Origin of the sequence: Pseudomonas sp. NPDC098747, from assembly GCF_044760045.1 — a bacterium.
Classification (GTDB): Bacteria; Pseudomonadota; Gammaproteobacteria; order Pseudomonadales; family Pseudomonadaceae; genus Aquipseudomonas.
This window is the reverse complement of record NZ_JBIWAL010000045.1, coordinates 1-14928: the sequence shown is the minus strand read 5'-3', so window position 1 is coordinate 14928 and position 14928 is coordinate 1. Positions and strand designations below refer to the sequence as shown.

Annotated in this window: 11 protein-coding genes; 7 read left to right on the top strand and 4 right to left on the bottom strand. The window is 47.2% G+C overall.

Translation table 11 applies throughout. The features are described from left to right. Positions 1-10: 10 nt before the first annotated feature. Positions 11-5257 carry a hypothetical protein gene (locus tag ACIQVE_RS22365; RefSeq protein WP_402812290.1) on the bottom strand — a complete coding sequence of 1749 codons (5247 nt, stop codon included), beginning with the start codon at positions 5255-5257 and terminating at the stop codon, positions 11-13. Positions 5258-5633: 376 nt separating this feature from the next. On the opposite strand from ACIQVE_RS22365, the gene ACIQVE_RS22360 reads away from it, so the two are divergent. The 3 genes from ACIQVE_RS22360 to ACIQVE_RS22350 all read left to right on the top strand — a co-directional run bounded on the left by ACIQVE_RS22360 (position 5634) and on the right by ACIQVE_RS22350 (position 11065). Next, positions 5634-7451: a Tc toxin subunit A gene (locus ACIQVE_RS22360; RefSeq protein ID WP_402812287.1), complete on the top strand. Its 1818-nt coding sequence runs from the start codon at positions 5634-5636 to the stop codon at positions 7449-7451. A 45-nt stretch (positions 7452-7496) separates the two neighbouring features. After that, complete coding sequence (locus ACIQVE_RS22355; RefSeq protein WP_402812285.1) at positions 7497-8594, top strand: RHS repeat-associated core domain-containing protein; 1098 nt, start codon at positions 7497-7499, stop codon at positions 8592-8594. Positions 8595-8677: 83 nt separating this feature from the next. Beyond that, positions 8678-11065, top strand: a complete 2388-nt coding sequence (locus tag ACIQVE_RS22350; protein WP_402812282.1) for a hypothetical protein — start codon at positions 8678-8680, stop codon at positions 11063-11065. A gap of 119 nt (positions 11066-11184) precedes the next feature. Here the strand turns inward: ACIQVE_RS22350 and ACIQVE_RS22345 are convergent, their stop codons facing one another. Then, a complete protein-coding gene (locus tag ACIQVE_RS22345) occupies positions 11185-11679 on the bottom strand; it encodes an LPD29 domain-containing protein (RefSeq protein WP_402812279.1) in 495 nt (164 codons plus the stop codon). Positions 11680-12160: 481 nt separating this feature from the next. Between ACIQVE_RS22345 and ACIQVE_RS22340 the strand changes: the two genes are divergently transcribed. Together ACIQVE_RS22340 and ACIQVE_RS22335 are read left to right on the top strand one after the other, a co-directional pair. Beyond that, entirely contained in the window at positions 12161-12292 is a 132-nt protein-coding gene (locus ACIQVE_RS22340; RefSeq protein ID WP_402812276.1) for a hypothetical protein, read from the top strand. Between the two features lie 108 nt (positions 12293-12400). Beyond that, complete coding sequence (locus ACIQVE_RS22335) at positions 12401-12625, top strand: hypothetical protein (protein WP_402812274.1); 225 nt, start codon at positions 12401-12403, stop codon at positions 12623-12625. 234 nt (positions 12626-12859) lie between these two features. On the opposite strand, the gene ACIQVE_RS22330 is transcribed toward ACIQVE_RS22335, so the two are convergent. Together ACIQVE_RS22330 and ACIQVE_RS22325 are read right to left on the bottom strand one after the other, a co-directional pair. Continuing rightward, the gene (locus ACIQVE_RS22330; protein WP_402812272.1) at positions 12860-13333 is read right to left on the bottom strand and encodes a DUF6392 family protein; all 474 of its coding nucleotides are present in this window, start codon (positions 13331-13333) and stop codon (positions 12860-12862) included. Between the two features lie 94 nt (positions 13334-13427). After that, positions 13428-13769, bottom strand: coding sequence for a helix-turn-helix domain-containing protein (locus ACIQVE_RS22325; protein WP_402812270.1), 342 nt, complete (start codon positions 13767-13769; stop codon positions 13428-13430). 133 nt (positions 13770-13902) lie between these two features. Between ACIQVE_RS22325 and ACIQVE_RS22320 the strand changes: the two genes are divergently transcribed. Both ACIQVE_RS22320 and ACIQVE_RS22315 read left to right on the top strand, forming a co-directional pair. Further along, a complete protein-coding gene (locus ACIQVE_RS22320; RefSeq protein WP_402812268.1) occupies positions 13903-14565 on the top strand; it encodes a transcription termination/antitermination NusG family protein in 663 nt (220 codons plus the stop codon). Between the two features lie 108 nt (positions 14566-14673). Further along, complete coding sequence (locus ACIQVE_RS22315; protein ID WP_402812265.1) at positions 14674-14871, top strand: hypothetical protein; 198 nt, start codon at positions 14674-14676, stop codon at positions 14869-14871. Positions 14872-14928: the final 57 nt, after the last annotated feature.

The following is a 14928-nucleotide window of genomic DNA, read 5'->3' as shown; positions in this document are numbered from 1 at the left end:
AGTGGTTTCCTCATGCAGGATTATTAGGGGCTACTTTCACGCTAGCCATCAAATTGTCAGCCACTGCCTTTAGCAGTCCCGGATCTTGCGCAGAATAATCACGCAAGGACATTTGATAGAGCTGATCGATACACAGACTGCCGGTATTGAGTTGCTGGCTGGCTCGCATCCAGCTATCAAGGCGGTTAAGTTGCTGGAAGGTGCGGGGATAGTCGTCATAAACATTTTTGTGAACCAATATGATGTTCATGTGTTGCACCGTCTCAAACTCCCAGCCGTGGAGATAGGCAAGGAGTTCGAGTGCGCTATCATTTGTTTGGCCGAGCTTATTGGCAAATCGGAAATAACCGAGCGCTTCGGTATCGGAAGAGACCACTGTTTTCTGCCATTTTTTCGCGCGTGACAACATCAGCAATACGGGAAAAGACGGTGCTGGAGTCGTTTCCGGGGCTCCATCAAAGAACCAGGCGGGTGTTTGCACAAACAGTAACAAGTCTTGCTCTGTCAATCCGAGCCATTGCGCGATCATGGCATGTTGACCAATGGCATTGCTGTAACGCACCAGATTGGGTGGCAACTCCACCAGATCCATTCTGGATGCCTGCGATGAGGAAAAAACGCTGTTGATTTCAGACCAGAAGTCGTCCAGGCCGTACGGTACGGAGGAACCGTTTTCCTCCAGGGTGCTAAAGTGCGAATCCTGCCAGCTCATCAAGTGCGGCATGATGTTTGTTTTCAGGCCGAATTCGCCGGCAATAATGCGACACAACATGTCGCGCAACGAGGTCTCGGTGGGAGTTTCGCTGCTGAGCGAGACATAAATACCTTTGAGGAAATTGAATATTTCCGGGGTGGCCTCAGTGCTGTGGACATTCGAGACCATAGCAATGGCCGATACCAGATCCAGTTGGTTCTCACTCATCCAGGACAGAACGCTCTCGGTCTGGCGAATGATGTCGAGGGTCTCGAGAGTAGGGGCGCCTGCCACAACGGCCGCCAAATCACGACCGGGATCCAGTGATCGCCAGAGCATGCGAGCGGCGGGCAAGCTGATGCCCAACATGCGCGGAATGATCGCCAATCGATACAGTTGCGCATATTTGTTCGGGTTCATGTCGATCGGCTGATCGGTGCCGAAAGCCAAACTCGCCATTTCGGAGAGTTCATTGGCGGTGACCCCAAGTCCGCCGCAAATGAGCGCCGCATCGGTGGTGGCGGAAGTCGGGTTAAAGTAAACTTCGCCATATAACACCGCGGTCCTGCCGTCGACGGGTGAGGTAAACAGCGTTTCAAACATGCTTTTATCGAACTGGGCGGCATACACATTCATGCTGCCAACAAAGCAGGCAAAGGTATTCGCCGAAATCGCATACGTTTCGGCAAGGCGCCCGAACTCCGCGAGCGCATCAAGCACAGGCGTATCCACTACCCAATCGGCTGACCGTCCCGATGCCTGGTTGCAGTTTTTGATCATCCAGTCGAGCTGAGGATAGTCGACCTTGACCTGACGTTGCAGACGGAGCAGACGTTCCGCGCGGTCGGCCAACTGCACGACGTTTTCCGAAGTGAAATTGAGTTCGTACTTGCCGGTGATGTTTTGCGCGGGAACAACCAACATTGGCGAGTCAGATACATTGGCTAAATAAGTCTGGCCATATTCGGTGACCGGCGCAGGGGAGGCCTCGCCATAGGCGTAATAGCGACTGAGGGTGAGGTGGGAAGGCTCGCTCGACTGGTAATCTTGCTGTGCCGTCATGTCAATGAGCTGATTGAACGTCAAGCCGGCACGCTCGGTAAAGACAGCGGCATCCTGTAACGCCTCAGCGATGTTCTCGGTTTGCAGATTGTAGTGTTCCTGAATTTGCGCAAGGTCGCCGGGTGGCGAGATCAACAGGGAATAAGCGCCAGGCATTAAGCCGAGCTGCTCGCGGGCGAAGGGTGACGGAATCCCGTTCACATCATTGGGTCCATTGGCATTGATAGGGTTAAACATCCCCCATTGATAATCGGTCAGTGCGGCCCATACGGCCTGTATAGAAAATTGGTAAGCGGAAAAAACGCAGCGAATTTGCGCCAAACTGTCATCATATGGCAGAACCATGGGATAAAACGTTGTATCTAGCGAAGAACTGGCACCATCGTTAACGATGGCAGTCTTGATATACTTTGTTGTCGGAAAGTAGGTGAGTTCGCGCTTGGATATTGCTCGGTTTTGTGCATCTTTAATGGTTGATGTGTTTAATAGTTGGGTGTTGCCGAAATAAGTGTTGTGAACGGATCCAGAGGAGGTAATTGACGCAGGGGATTGTGCTTGCGTTGATAGATAAGTATAGACTTCCTCGATTGAGGCAAGGGTAGCACCTGGCGTAATTTGTTTTATCAAACGACCAAACCCATCGAGTTCACGCCTTGCATGCATGACTACGTCGCTTTCAACTGCGCTCTCTAGTTCGACAGGTACGTACATGAACGGAGTAAGATAACTGTATACATAGTCTGTCGTATCGGATCCATTAGTTTGCGTGCCAATCCTGCTGAACTCGTCGTATGTAAAGGTCGTCGCCATTTTGTCGTTTGCTGACTTGCGCGATGTTAACCGGCCATAACCGTCATAGCTATTCGTTTCGAGTTGTTTATTTGATCGGGCGAGCGGTGCGCCTTCTGTCGGATCGGGATAATTAATGGTGACATTATCCACCAGGCCATGATTGTTGTAGGTGGTAGTGTATTTCGCACTGAATTTTTTGTCGTCTCCACTCCCTGTATAAGTATCTTTGTAGGCAGTCTCGCAAAACTTGGAGCTGACGATGGAATACTCTATGCATTCTTTTGCGCTGTTAGAGTTGTCGGTGGCAACCAGTGCGCCCAATTGATAGGTATAACTGGTCGTACTTTCCAATTTGGAAGGGGGGATAGGGGGAGCAGGTGGCTGCGGTTGTCTGTGAATAATATAATCGATTTCAGTATCTGTTTTGACGAGGGGGGCTGGGCTATTCCGGTCGTAGGTTAACTTTTGAGAGACGTTTGCATAAGTTGCAACGTACGGTGGCGTGGCGCTTGACGGTCTGTTTTCTTTTGCGACAAAAATTAGATGCCCATCACGGTTCAAGTAGTAAGATAGCTGCAATCCACTGGCATAGTTTACTGTATAGCGATTTGCCCAAAGGCTTGTGCCGTTCTCGTCTTCCGAAGGGGCATCGGTAATTGCCTCATACCAATGCTGAAAAGCATAGCTCTCTATTTCCTTATCCGTTGAGCCGTTGTAACTTGTCTTTTTCGTTAACATATTTGTAACGTCGTACTCATAGAACGTTAGGGCATCAAAAGGTGAACGTTCTTCAATGATTCTTCCTGAGGATGGCTGGAACGTTACATCTCCGCCTTTTGCCGTAGTTTCACTAGCCGCCTCCTCTGAACCTTTTGCGGCATAAGTGGTTACGGTTTTTACCTTTTCCTTTTGACCAATTACGCTCCATGCATATCGAGTTTCATTCCATGCAGTACCAGAAGTCATTTTGGTTTTGGTTTTAACGCCCAATAGCAAAAAATTAGTTTGACGAGTCTCGTAGGTGTGGGTCTCCATTAGAAGGGAGTTGACGGATTTTGTCAGCTGTAATGTCATTGATGGGGTAACATACACTTTTGACGTTGGCACGCTAAATATTGGATCCTCATAGCGCTTGCCCGAAACTCCGGTATAAGTATAGGAAGACTTTGTTTGGGAAGGGGTGATGCCAGGGGCGGGCAGAGAAGGGGTGGTAGTTGATTCTTTTAGGTGACGTTGAAATAGAGGGCTCGGCGGGCACCCCGTTGCGGCAGTAGAGTCTTTAAGATAGTAGGTATTGGTTTGAGTTATTCCTGATGCTTGCGTAAACGTGAGCTGATTTCCATAATCATCCCAAGTGCATGTTTGTGTCTCTGTGCGCGTATTTTCACCGATGGTATAGACAGTAGTCATCGTGGTCCAGAATGAAAAATTGTTCTGTTGAGCCTGAATGTTCCCTGCTACCAAAGGGTATGTGTACGTAGTTACAACGCTTATGACCGGGCTCGCTGATATCGCATGTGTTTCTTCTTTTACAAGCAAATGAAAACGGTTATAGGTTTTTTGAATGGTTCTATCACCATATGTTTCAGTGACAGTGTATTCATAATCACTGGAAAGCATGATGCAGTTATCAATGTCATTGCGTTGTACTTTTCCGACAGACCACCCGCTATAATTATTACTGTTGAGCACATCGCCGTCGGAATTTTTTAAGCCGTAGCTATACGTAACTTCTGATTTATTATTTCGTGCGGTGCCTTCTTCGGCATCATATGAAGTAAGTTTTTCAACAACCGGATAGCTGACCGAGTCAGAGAATTTAAGTAATGTACTGGACAGTGTTGCTTCCTGCACCTCCCCAGTTGGTTTAAATATAGATTTAAGTACGTAATAATCAATGTTTGAGGGCTTTTCATAGTTAAACATTGTTTGCTTTGTGCTGACATTTGGTAAGCTAATGCGACTTATATAGTAGTTGTTTGGTTGGGAGACATTGGTCCGCTTGGTTATATCAACGATAACTGTGGTTTCTTTGCCATCCATTTTCTCAACGATAGTGAGTTGGTAGTTTTGACCCACCTCCGCCGCTGTTATGGTTAATTCATTTTCGGAGTCCAGTGATTTAATGAGCCTTGGATATAATCCCAGTTTAGGGCTTAGTACCCAATCGAATTTCAGGCCAGCACCTGAAGTAGAGTACATGTATGTGAGATAACCTTGATCGTCGTAGTACTCTACGTTTCCATTTTTATAGGAAACTTTCCAGTGAGCATCCACGTGCACGCCGATGAAGATTTCGTCTATTACCAAATCATTGACGCGGTGATATTTTGGTCTGTAACGCGTCATACTTCCTGGAATAAGCTCAACGTCGTCAACCTCACCACTCGCAAAATAAATCTTCTTCAATCCTTGATGCAAGTGAAGTCTTGGAGTGTTAAATCCAAACTCAAGAAGTCTGGTTCCGATAATTTCAAAATTAGCTGAACTACTGTAATAGTTCGATACCCCAACAGATAGAGCTAGGCTATAACTGACAGAGTTGGCCAGTCCATTTACAACCGTCCCCAATACTGAGGTTGCTTGCAAACATCCTGTTCTACTGTTAACGCCGGACGTCGTACTTTGAAAGTTATAGGCCTCTGAGAAAATCGGGGGGGCGATAGCCGTCGTCATTTGCGACGAGGTTGTGTTGTCGAGCTCTGTCATGGCGTTCTCTTTAAATTAAATAAAGTAAAAGTCGAGAATGGCTTGGAAATATCGTGTGGCCAGCTGTCTGCCAGGCAACCATAAAGTTTTTACCCGGTAGCCACTCGTAGCGTTCCACGAGCATTTATACATATGAGCACAAGATACTTATACCCAATCTAACATCGAGCAAAATCGAAAACAAATTAAGTCGCGGTCTAAAATCAGACTTCCAAATTTTCAAGAATTGACTACAGTCGTGACAGCGGTGTTGTCGAAAGAAGCCAAAGCGATATAGCAGCCGATATTTTAACAAGGAACAATTGACAAAACTTACGAGCGCCTTGACTGATGCACTCTATCTATTCGATACATCCAACCAAGAGGGAAGTAATACATGAGCAATGAATCAGACATTCAGGGACTTTCATTTTCCGCGGAAAACGCCATAACTGAGCTCATCGATCAAGGGTGCTCCACGGTCTTTGATATTGCGGCAATGCCTTGCGATCATTTGCTGGAAAAGCTGCCTTCTCACGATAAAGAGCAGGTCAAACAGATTCATGAGCTTGCGACGTCTCGTGTAAACCTGTTGACATGTCTATACCGGGCGATGCAGGCACGTAATGAGCCCATCATGCAACATTTGCCAAAGTTAGGCATTCACCCGCAGCCAGAAGCCTTGTCTGTAGCTTTGCGTCAAGCATTGAACGGTGCACCTGATTTTGACGATCTGTTCCCGCCTCGAGCGGCATCCTATGCCAACGTAAGCTCTATCCAGTCTCTATTCTCGCCTGGTCGATATCTAACCGAGCTATATAAAATTGCCAGAAGCCTGCATACCTCAGACCATCCACTAAATATCGATAAGCGTCGTCCGGACATGGCAAGCATCATTCTCAACGAGCAAGCGCTCACAGAAAAGGTGCCTGCGTTATTGATTCTTAATGAAATACTGTCCAAGGGGTTAGATACCACGTTGACGGCAGCTGTTCAGCAGTGTTCTCTGAGATATGTATATAATGATTATGGAGCTAAAACGTCTATACATGCTGGCTACCCGGACGAGGCAACCGATCCCTATCGAATATTTGCAGGTTATACAAAGTTCTCAACACATGTGACTAATTTAGGTTTTCCACATGTTGATTTTACAAACCCACTACAGGGTATTGATCTAAGTAACAGCTATAGTGCTGCGGGGCAGCTGACGGCGCAAACCTATGCTGCCACCAGCGGTCCGGATCGCGTATCAATTCTTAAACTAGTGAATAGATATGTCAGTAAAAATGCATATGGGGGCGGGCAAGTAGAATCAATTAAACTGCGCTTTGGCGGCAATGAGTTGGATACTACTATTGTAGAAATAAATTTTGAATACAATGAGTTCGGCTTAGAGCGCTCCAGAAGTTTTTACGTGAATGACAACAGAAAACTGATGATGGAGTATACCTATACTCCTGATTCTGTATTGAGCACGAAGAATACCACCTTTGGAAATAATCAAGGTGTAATGCAAAGCTTTGCTTATGATGGTATAAATCAACTAGACATCAGCACGATCGGAAACACCACTAATAATAAAACTATTGATTATAATTTCAAGGGGTTTTCTCGACTCGATGGCACATCATCGGCAACTCTCCCGGCAACAACAACGCCATCGACGACGTTCAGTTTTCTTTATGATCGAGTTAGCCAATATACTGAAAAAACAAGTGAAAGTGACCCCGGGGTCGTTAAAACATACGGCTATGATATCAATGGGAATGTTTCTACTGATCCAAGTGGCAACACCTTGATGTTTAATTCTGCCAATCAACTAGTTGAATTCAAAACATCAGGTGAGGCAACCGCAAGCAGATATTTATATGATGCTCTGGGGCGTTTGAATCAGATTATCAGTCCAGACGGCAACAGTGCACTCAGGTATGTTTATGACGACAGTGCATTGGTGGGCGAGGTGAGCGTAACTAAGTTGTCGAGCGGTGTATTCGAAAAGCGTGAAACCTCCTTGTATCTTCGGATGGGCGATATCCTGCTTGGCCGTCTTCGCCGTCAAAAAAATGATACTCACTACACGCTGGAGGTCTTTGGAACAGAAGTATCCGGTACGGTTCGCAGCGTGTTGACATTTAACCTGTCTGACGGTTCTCAAGTAGGTTCAATTCAAAATTATAATTACTCCGACTATGGCGAGAGAACGTCGGTTTGAGGAGACAGCGAGTGCAATGGCTCATCATCTATTTAGGCGTTTTTCATGGAAAACAAAATGAACTGTGCTCAGAAAGAAATATCGGAAATATTGAACATTGACTCTGGGGTGAACGCTAGTACGCCGTATGGAATACGTACGCTGGATAGTACTCCTGGTTTTAATGGTCTTACCCTTGACGGGAAGACGGGTTGTTATCATTTGGGAAATGGCTACAGGCTTTACAGCCCGACGCTTAAAACGTTCTATTCACCTGACAGCCTAAGCCCCTTTGACGGAGCCGGCGTAAATCGATATCAATATTGCCTGCTTGATCCAGTCAATTTAATAGATCCGACAGGGCATCTCAGTTGGCAAGCCGGGCTGGGCGTTGGATTGGGCTTAGCCTCTGTTGTTCTGGGAGTATTGGCTATCCCTGGCGCGATTGGAGGGATAGCTCTGGGGTTGTGGTTGGGAGGTGGATTAGCGCTTGCTTCTGCGGGAGTGGCGATCGCGGGAGGTGCTGTACAAATTGCCTCCGCCAGTTACTTGGACAGTGATCCAGACTATGCAGAGACCTTAGGCTGGGCCGCTTTGGGTCTAGGCATTGCCTCGGCAGGTCTCGGCGTAGCGGGTTATGCAATTTGGAGTCGTATGGCGAGCGCTGCGGCGGCGAAGTATTCAACCACCCTAACCTTCCGAAATGGTAGTAACTATTTGGGAGGGGTGAGATTCATTGGAAAAAAAAACGCCGTGTTTGCACACGGATATCCAGGTAATTCGATTGCTGGCTATAACGGTGTCGGCGCAATGAATGGAACAAAACTGCATACCCTTGTAGCAAACTCCGGGTTAGTTTTAGATACGGGTGAGTTCACACTTATGACTTGCTTTGGTGGGAGGGGCGGAATGTTTTCAACTGGTCAACTTTATGCCAACGCAAGGGGTACTGTAGTTAAGACGGCAATGAATCGTACTAGTGTGGCTTCTGCAAAAGAGACCATTAATGTAGCCTTTCAGCCACTGGCCGGGTCCGCTAAGTCTATTTCAAATGCCGGAGGGCACGCGCTCTCTTCCCTTACCCGTGCAGGTGTTGCTCAGAAATTTGGAATGGCTCAACTGGCTCAGCCTGCCATTGCAGGATCACGCTGGGCATATAGCTGATCAATCTTAGTTTTTGATCAAGTCAAAATCTATTTGCCGCGTGCATGTATCCGCATACTCATTAAAATGAATGGAAGAGCAATATGAAAAGTGTTTCGGCAGGAAATTCTCGCGCTGACGTTTTAAGCTGGCTGGATGGTAAATCCTGTACATTGAAGTGGGACTCTATTGTTTGCTATAATCGCACAAAAATTAACACTCTATTTTTTGAGCAGTTTATTTCAAAAGCGGGTGAGGCGAATATTATTCCACCCATTTCCGATAATATCCCGTTGTCTGCTGGCACCTATTTGGAAATCAAAAATCTGACGCTGGGTAATCCCGTTTTATCTTTCGAGAATGCCAACCTGAACAACTCAAAGGCCGGCCTGATGATGCTGTTTCAGGGAGGATCTTTCACTCAGGTAATGGGCGGGGAGGGGCAACTTTCGCGCGTAGACAACTTCAGTCGAATTATCCTTAATAGCGACTGTCGATTGACAATGGACATTGATTTGGAGGAGTCGTTGGGCTCCGTTAGCGAAAAGGGTGAAGTTTTTATTAATCTCGGTAACGGCGTCGACTTCAAGGCTGATTTTCTGAGCGGGATGAATGATCAAATAAAAATAGGGGACTATTTCGAGCAACTGTATAAAGCTGCCGACGAACAGAAAAAGAAATACTTGTTGGGCATGATTGATAATTCCGGAAATGACCCGCTCACACCAGAAAGGTTTCGAGTGCGCACCCAGCCCGCTCCTGGTGGAAAGGAGAGGGACAGCACTGCCTATGGTGATGGCGCGGTCGTATTGTTCATACGAACCAAGGCAAGTGCAGGGCTTCCAGATGGGGATATGCCAACACAAAATTCTGATTTCAAGTATCTAATTCCTGACGATGTGGATTCCAGCGGCGAGAGGCTATATTCTGGAGCTGTTTTAGTATCCAGTAAAGTTGTATTCGAAAATATTATTATGCCTGCTTATAAAGCGCAGTTTCCAAGTGTTGATTTTGATGTTGAGCATGCAAATACATCTGACTTGGCCTGCTGTTTGGTGGCGACCGGCGGAAGTATTCCTGTGAGTTCATTTTATTATAAAGAGGAGTCGAGAATTGCTGATGGTGCAATTGTAACTAAGGAGTTAGGAACTTCGTCGACTACTCCACCCTATGTTTTAGCTCCTCCATCGACGCCGGCAACAGGAATGAGGGTAGAACCATCCGGAGCAAGCTTGAAGGCTCGGTGGAGTGTCGCTTATCCGCAAAAACTTTATGCTCTAAGATCAGGTTTTACGCGCCCACAAGATAATTATAACTCTTATGGAGAAAGCCTCTTTACCTGCAGCTCCGATGTGACATCGAGTGCAACGGTCATGAATCACAACGTCGTGCAATTTGTCCACCAGTCACCCTTGAGTACTGTTGGGAGTGTAAATGAGCAATGGGTATTGGATCAGAAGTTCGGGTGGGAGATGATGTATGGATTTCTGGCACAAATGAATCATTTTCTGAAACAACCCTTTGTACAGTTTAACGCCTTCCAGGTACCTGGAATTGATACATTCACATTAGCTAATCTACTCTTCCCGGAAAAAAACAATTTGCAATTGAGAGACGCCGCTATTCCGGGCGACCTCGCATGCTTCGGTCAGTTGGATCCAATAAAGAGTTCCTACAGAGTTTCGCCATCACAACCAACAGTAGTTGTGGGCGGAGATTGGCAGTTCACGCTCGCTCCCGTCCCAACGGTCCCAGTGAACTGGACGGTTCGCTCAATAGATGCAGGGACACCCGGCACTATTGGTATTAATGGGCTCTACCAAGCGCCGCCCACGATTAACCCTGAACTGACAGCCCAAAGAGTCATGGTGACTGCTACGATTAACGAGCCAGGAGGTCCAAAAATCGCTAATGCACTTGTGCATGTGATCTCTAAGTCCATCACTGTAAGCCCTTCCTTCAAGGTAACTGTTTCGCAGATTTCCAGCGCCCAGAATGTCCCGCTATCTGCCGCCACAAGTGTTGTTGAACCTAGCGTCAACTGGACATTGGATGGGCCGGGGGCACTGTCACAGGCGAACGGTATTGAGACGGTATACACGCCACCAACAAGATCCGCTATGGATGTGGGAAATCAAGCCTTCAATTTTGCAAAGGTGACAGGCAGGGATAACGCGACCAACACTATTGACACTGCATTCATACTGACACTAAGAGAAAACTTGCAGTGGAATATACAAATCACACCAGTGACTATGGATGCACTCCGCCCTTCACAACAAAAGCGTTTGTTCGTCTTCAACCAAGGCGCGGAGATAGGCGCGGATCTATTAGACTGGAAATTGATCGGCGATGGACACTTTGACCCCGTTAGCGGCGTATACACGGCCCCTTCGAATATTGCTGATAGCTGCGCAGTGTTAGTTGGATCAAAATTTAACCCGGTTTTTGGTTGGGTGGTTGGCTATTGTGTGATTCCTTTGGCTCACTAAGCGAAACGACAGCGTCAAGTTCTAAGAATTTGTTGCGTTAATTTTTTATAGTTAACTTCAGATTCTCATGCCGACCCCGTACCGGGTTCGGCATGTTCTTCTCGTTCAATCAAGTATAGTCACAGCTTCACTTTACAGAAACCTGAAAAACATTGAGATCTAGATAAATCAATCAAAAAATTGACCCGAAGCTTTCGGGTATTTACCGCATGGTGGAACGGTTCTCTCATACTTGTACATATCGTCCTGCCCGCAGGAATAACCGCCTTGAAGCTGCCAGCAGCTTCCTCGATTTCCTTCTCTGTGGGGCCATCTGTCCACTCGATAGTCAGACTGCCATAGCTGGCTTTACGCACCGAAAAATTCACAGCAGGGAAAGCACGTTTCAGCATCTTGCGAATGTTCTTCGCTGCCAGGACGCCACTGTAACGGTCTTCACCTTGTACCAGGTTCGCGGACTCCGGCGAAGCCTTCAGGTGCTGCACCTCTGCCGCAAACTGCGCAGCTTCAGCGCGGGCGATTGTGTCTCGCTTGGCTTTTTCTATCGAGGCATTGTCCAGCGCCTGCCTAATTTCGGCGACGGTGGCCACGTCGTCGAGGACACGCCATTGCACCGATCCACGCACCAGGGCTTAGGGCAGATTACGGCTGACGGTGCCGTTCAAGAACACAACTCACTTTTCATGGAGGTTAGTGGACGTGTACATCACGTTTCCGATTGCTGTGGGACCAGCGATAAGGTCAGCAGAACGGCTTCAGCTTCGGCTGGGGCGGTTTCTTTTTTGCTGAAATTCAGGATTGTTCGCTCAGATCAAGGGACGCGACCCCGGCTCGTCGTGACAGCTTCAGCGTCGCGGCGAACGGAGTTCCGTGCGAAGCGCACCCTTGAACAGCCCCGATCCAATCCAGTTTCGCCTTGGGAGTGTGGGGTTGCTTCACCACCCCGCGCTCCCGAGCCCAACGCGGCAGTTGCGGGATAACCAAGGGCAGCGCCCTTGGTTTTTCGATAGTCCCACCACCTTTATTTCTGCAATGGCGCCGTGCGAAGCGTTCGGCTGCCTGTTACATCTACTTTATAAACACAGGAACGAAACAATGACTGAACCAACATTGATGAACGGCACCACCCATTGGACCCTGCAAGGCAAAGGCGGTGTGGGTAAATCCTTGGTGTCGTCGATTCTCGGTCAATACGGTTATTCGACCCGCTGTTTGAAGCAATATTGAGTGCTGACAGCGTTTCGGTAATCGATAACGGTGCCTCGACCTTCTTGCCGATTACCCAGTTTATCGGCTCCAACTCGATTCTGGAGGCCATGGAGGAGAGCAATAAGCGTGTTTTTGTTTGCCATCGTTGCCGACACGCGGGCCATGACGCCGCCACAGCGTCAGCAAGTCCGTGCCGAACAAAGTCGCCCCCTGCTGGCCCAGATAGAGGCGATGCTTTTGCAGCATGGCCAGCGAGTCCGAGACATCGGGCACATGACCGATTACGCTTCTTACAGGTTTGGTGAGATGTACCTCAGACGCTTCGGCAATCCGTTGAAGATTACTCAGTAATGTTTGGCCAAAGCCCCATTCAGCGGTGGGCTTTGGCATTCCTTCTGCCTACTTCATCTGTTTGGCGTCATTGCGGGCTGTCATTGAGGACCAAAGAAGGGGGCTCGGTTGGCCGTCCGTCAAGACAGTTTTTGAACACAGTCATGTGGCCGTTCCCTGCGTTTAGTAGCCGTGAGAGATGCCGTACGCCTGTGTATGGAATGAAAAAAGGTGAAAGTGCAGAAGGGGGTTAAGTTAGTTTCGATCAAAAACCGAAAACTCAATGCGATCTACGCGCAAATCTGGAGCGTACTGAAAATACACAAAGGCCGTTCCATTAAGATCGGGGTTGAGTACATAGCTATCTATGGCTCCTATAGTGATATCCGTTCCAGGAATCTCCATAGGCCCTTTAGTCTGGAATGGCGTTCCAAAAATTGCACGGACAAGAGATTGATTTGTTGCGATAGCATAACCTTCAGGCAGCTCCCCTTTATAAATCTCCAGTTTTTCCCCCATGTTGTTGCCCAGTGTTATTTGAATTGCCTCAAAGCGCTCTGTGTCAGAATAAAAAATAAGTTCTAACCCGGGCTCTGGCTCAAGTTCAAGCGAATCTGAGTCTTGATAAAGACGTTCGAGCGGTTTGTTTGATACTATTCCATCAGAAATTAAATTTGAATGCGAAGCTCCCAACTTTGTAATCAATAGCTCTAAGTTTGTTGATTTCATAATTGCCATCGCTCTTAAAATTTTACGCTTGTGAGTTTCTGCACGCGCAGGCCAATTAAAGCCAGGGTGTCAACATTCTGAAGTAATATTTTTGCTATTTTTTTTGGTAAATTATTTGAACGGCATTGATGAGGTTTTCAAGAATATCTGCGTCTTCGATTTTGTATACCAGACCTACCAGTTTTGATTGTAGCTCTCGAATGCGCTGCCGTTTAGCATCTTCTTCGACCGGGAGAAAATCCATCGGGGACACACCGAAATATTTTGCAAGCTTCAGCAGCTGCTCACTGTCGGGTACACCGCCTCCGTTCTCATAGCGACTGATTGTTGAGATTTCGCAATCCATCATTTCAGCCAACACGGCTTGAGAAACCCCTTTCGATTTTCGATGGGCTCTGATCCGGCTGCCTATGAATTTTTTGGTGGCGGAGGTCATTTTCAGCGCCTGAAATCTTGCATTTTTGGCAGATTGCAGGGGAAAAAGAACACTAATAATAGAAAATTACGATTTTTGACTTGTGTGCTTCACCTGAAACTACAATATTTCGTCAGCTAAAAATGCATCTGTAATGAAAATACGTCATCAAAAAATGCTGTCGTCTTCCCAGCCAGCAGCCAGCAGCCAGCAGCCAGCAGCCAGCAGCCAGCAGCCAGCAGCCAGAGCCTGCCACGTCACGGCGCGTTTCGGGCGGAGCTTGCCTACAAGGAAAACATTCGGGATGAAAAGCTGGTATTTGATCATTCATAATCGCAACGCTTTGCCTGTGGTCGAGGCAAAAATGCAGTTTTTGGGGATCGAAATTTACTCTCCAACCCTGACCGAAATAAGGGCACGTAGCGATTGCGGGGAGACAAGAACCTCGGAAAAGCAGCTTTTTCCAGGCTATTTGTTTCTACGCTTCGATCCAGAAGAGGTGCACACGAGCAAGCTAACAGATGTCCCTGGAGTGAAGGGCTTTGTCCGATTAGGTGTATTAATTGTTACCGCGTCAGATGCATTGATCGATGCCCTAAAACAGTCGTTGCTGCTAAAGGTGGATCGGGCCATGAGTAATATTGAATTCAGGAACATTTCTCCTGATATGGTTGATGGCCTTCTTAACCTTGCAAATATGAAAACTGTCGAAGAACGTCAAGTTGCTCTATTTTCATTGCTGCAAAAAGATGCAGATCTTCTGAAATCTTCGAGTCTTTATTCACGTATCTGCTCGGATACTGACAGCGTAAGCTGAATAAGCTCGAGTTGCTAATGTGTTGTTGCACTGCCATTACATATTATTGGCGGTGTCTTCGTCATTCTAGGAGGTTGTATGTGCCCGAACAAAGTCGGGAGTAAGTCAGTGTCTGCGGTTGCTCATGTTGGGGTTGAACGATTCGACAAGGCAACGCAGGCGGCTATCGACTTAAGCGCCGATGCGCGAAGACAAATTACTGGGTCTCAATTTATAAAGTATATAATTGATAACTACGCTGATGAGGCAAAGGCTAAACTGCGCGAAGAGATATTGAAGGAGAGATCTAAGTCTGATGAACGTTAGCGTGCTAGCAAGGAATCCGTCTTTACACCTTTATATTTCAATTATAATGATGGTTGT

Excerpts from the sequence above, each read along its gene's own strand:
- ACIQVE_RS22330 (WP_402812272.1), bottom strand. The coding sequence starts at position 13,333 with ATGAAATCAACAAACTTAGAGCTATTGATTACAAAGTTGGGAGCTTCG.
- ACIQVE_RS22320 (WP_402812268.1), top strand. The coding sequence starts at position 13,903 with ATGAAAATACGTCATCAAAAAATGCTGTCGTCTTCCCAGCCAGCAGCC.
- ACIQVE_RS22365 (WP_402812290.1), bottom strand. The coding sequence starts at position 5,257 with ATGACAGAGCTCGACAACACAACCTCGTCGCAAATGACGACGGCTATC.
- ACIQVE_RS22325 (WP_402812270.1), bottom strand. The coding sequence starts at position 13,769 with ATGACCTCCGCCACCAAAAAATTCATAGGCAGCCGGATCAGAGCCCAT.
- ACIQVE_RS22350 (WP_402812282.1), top strand. The coding sequence starts at position 8,678 with ATGAAAAGTGTTTCGGCAGGAAATTCTCGCGCTGACGTTTTAAGCTGG.
- ACIQVE_RS22340 (WP_402812276.1), top strand. The coding sequence starts at position 12,161 with ATGACTGAACCAACATTGATGAACGGCACCACCCATTGGACCCTGCAA.
- ACIQVE_RS22355 (WP_402812285.1), top strand. The coding sequence starts at position 7,497 with ATGGAAAACAAAATGAACTGTGCTCAGAAAGAAATATCGGAAATATTG.
- ACIQVE_RS22360 (WP_402812287.1), top strand. The coding sequence starts at position 5,634 with ATGAGCAATGAATCAGACATTCAGGGACTTTCATTTTCCGCGGAAAAC.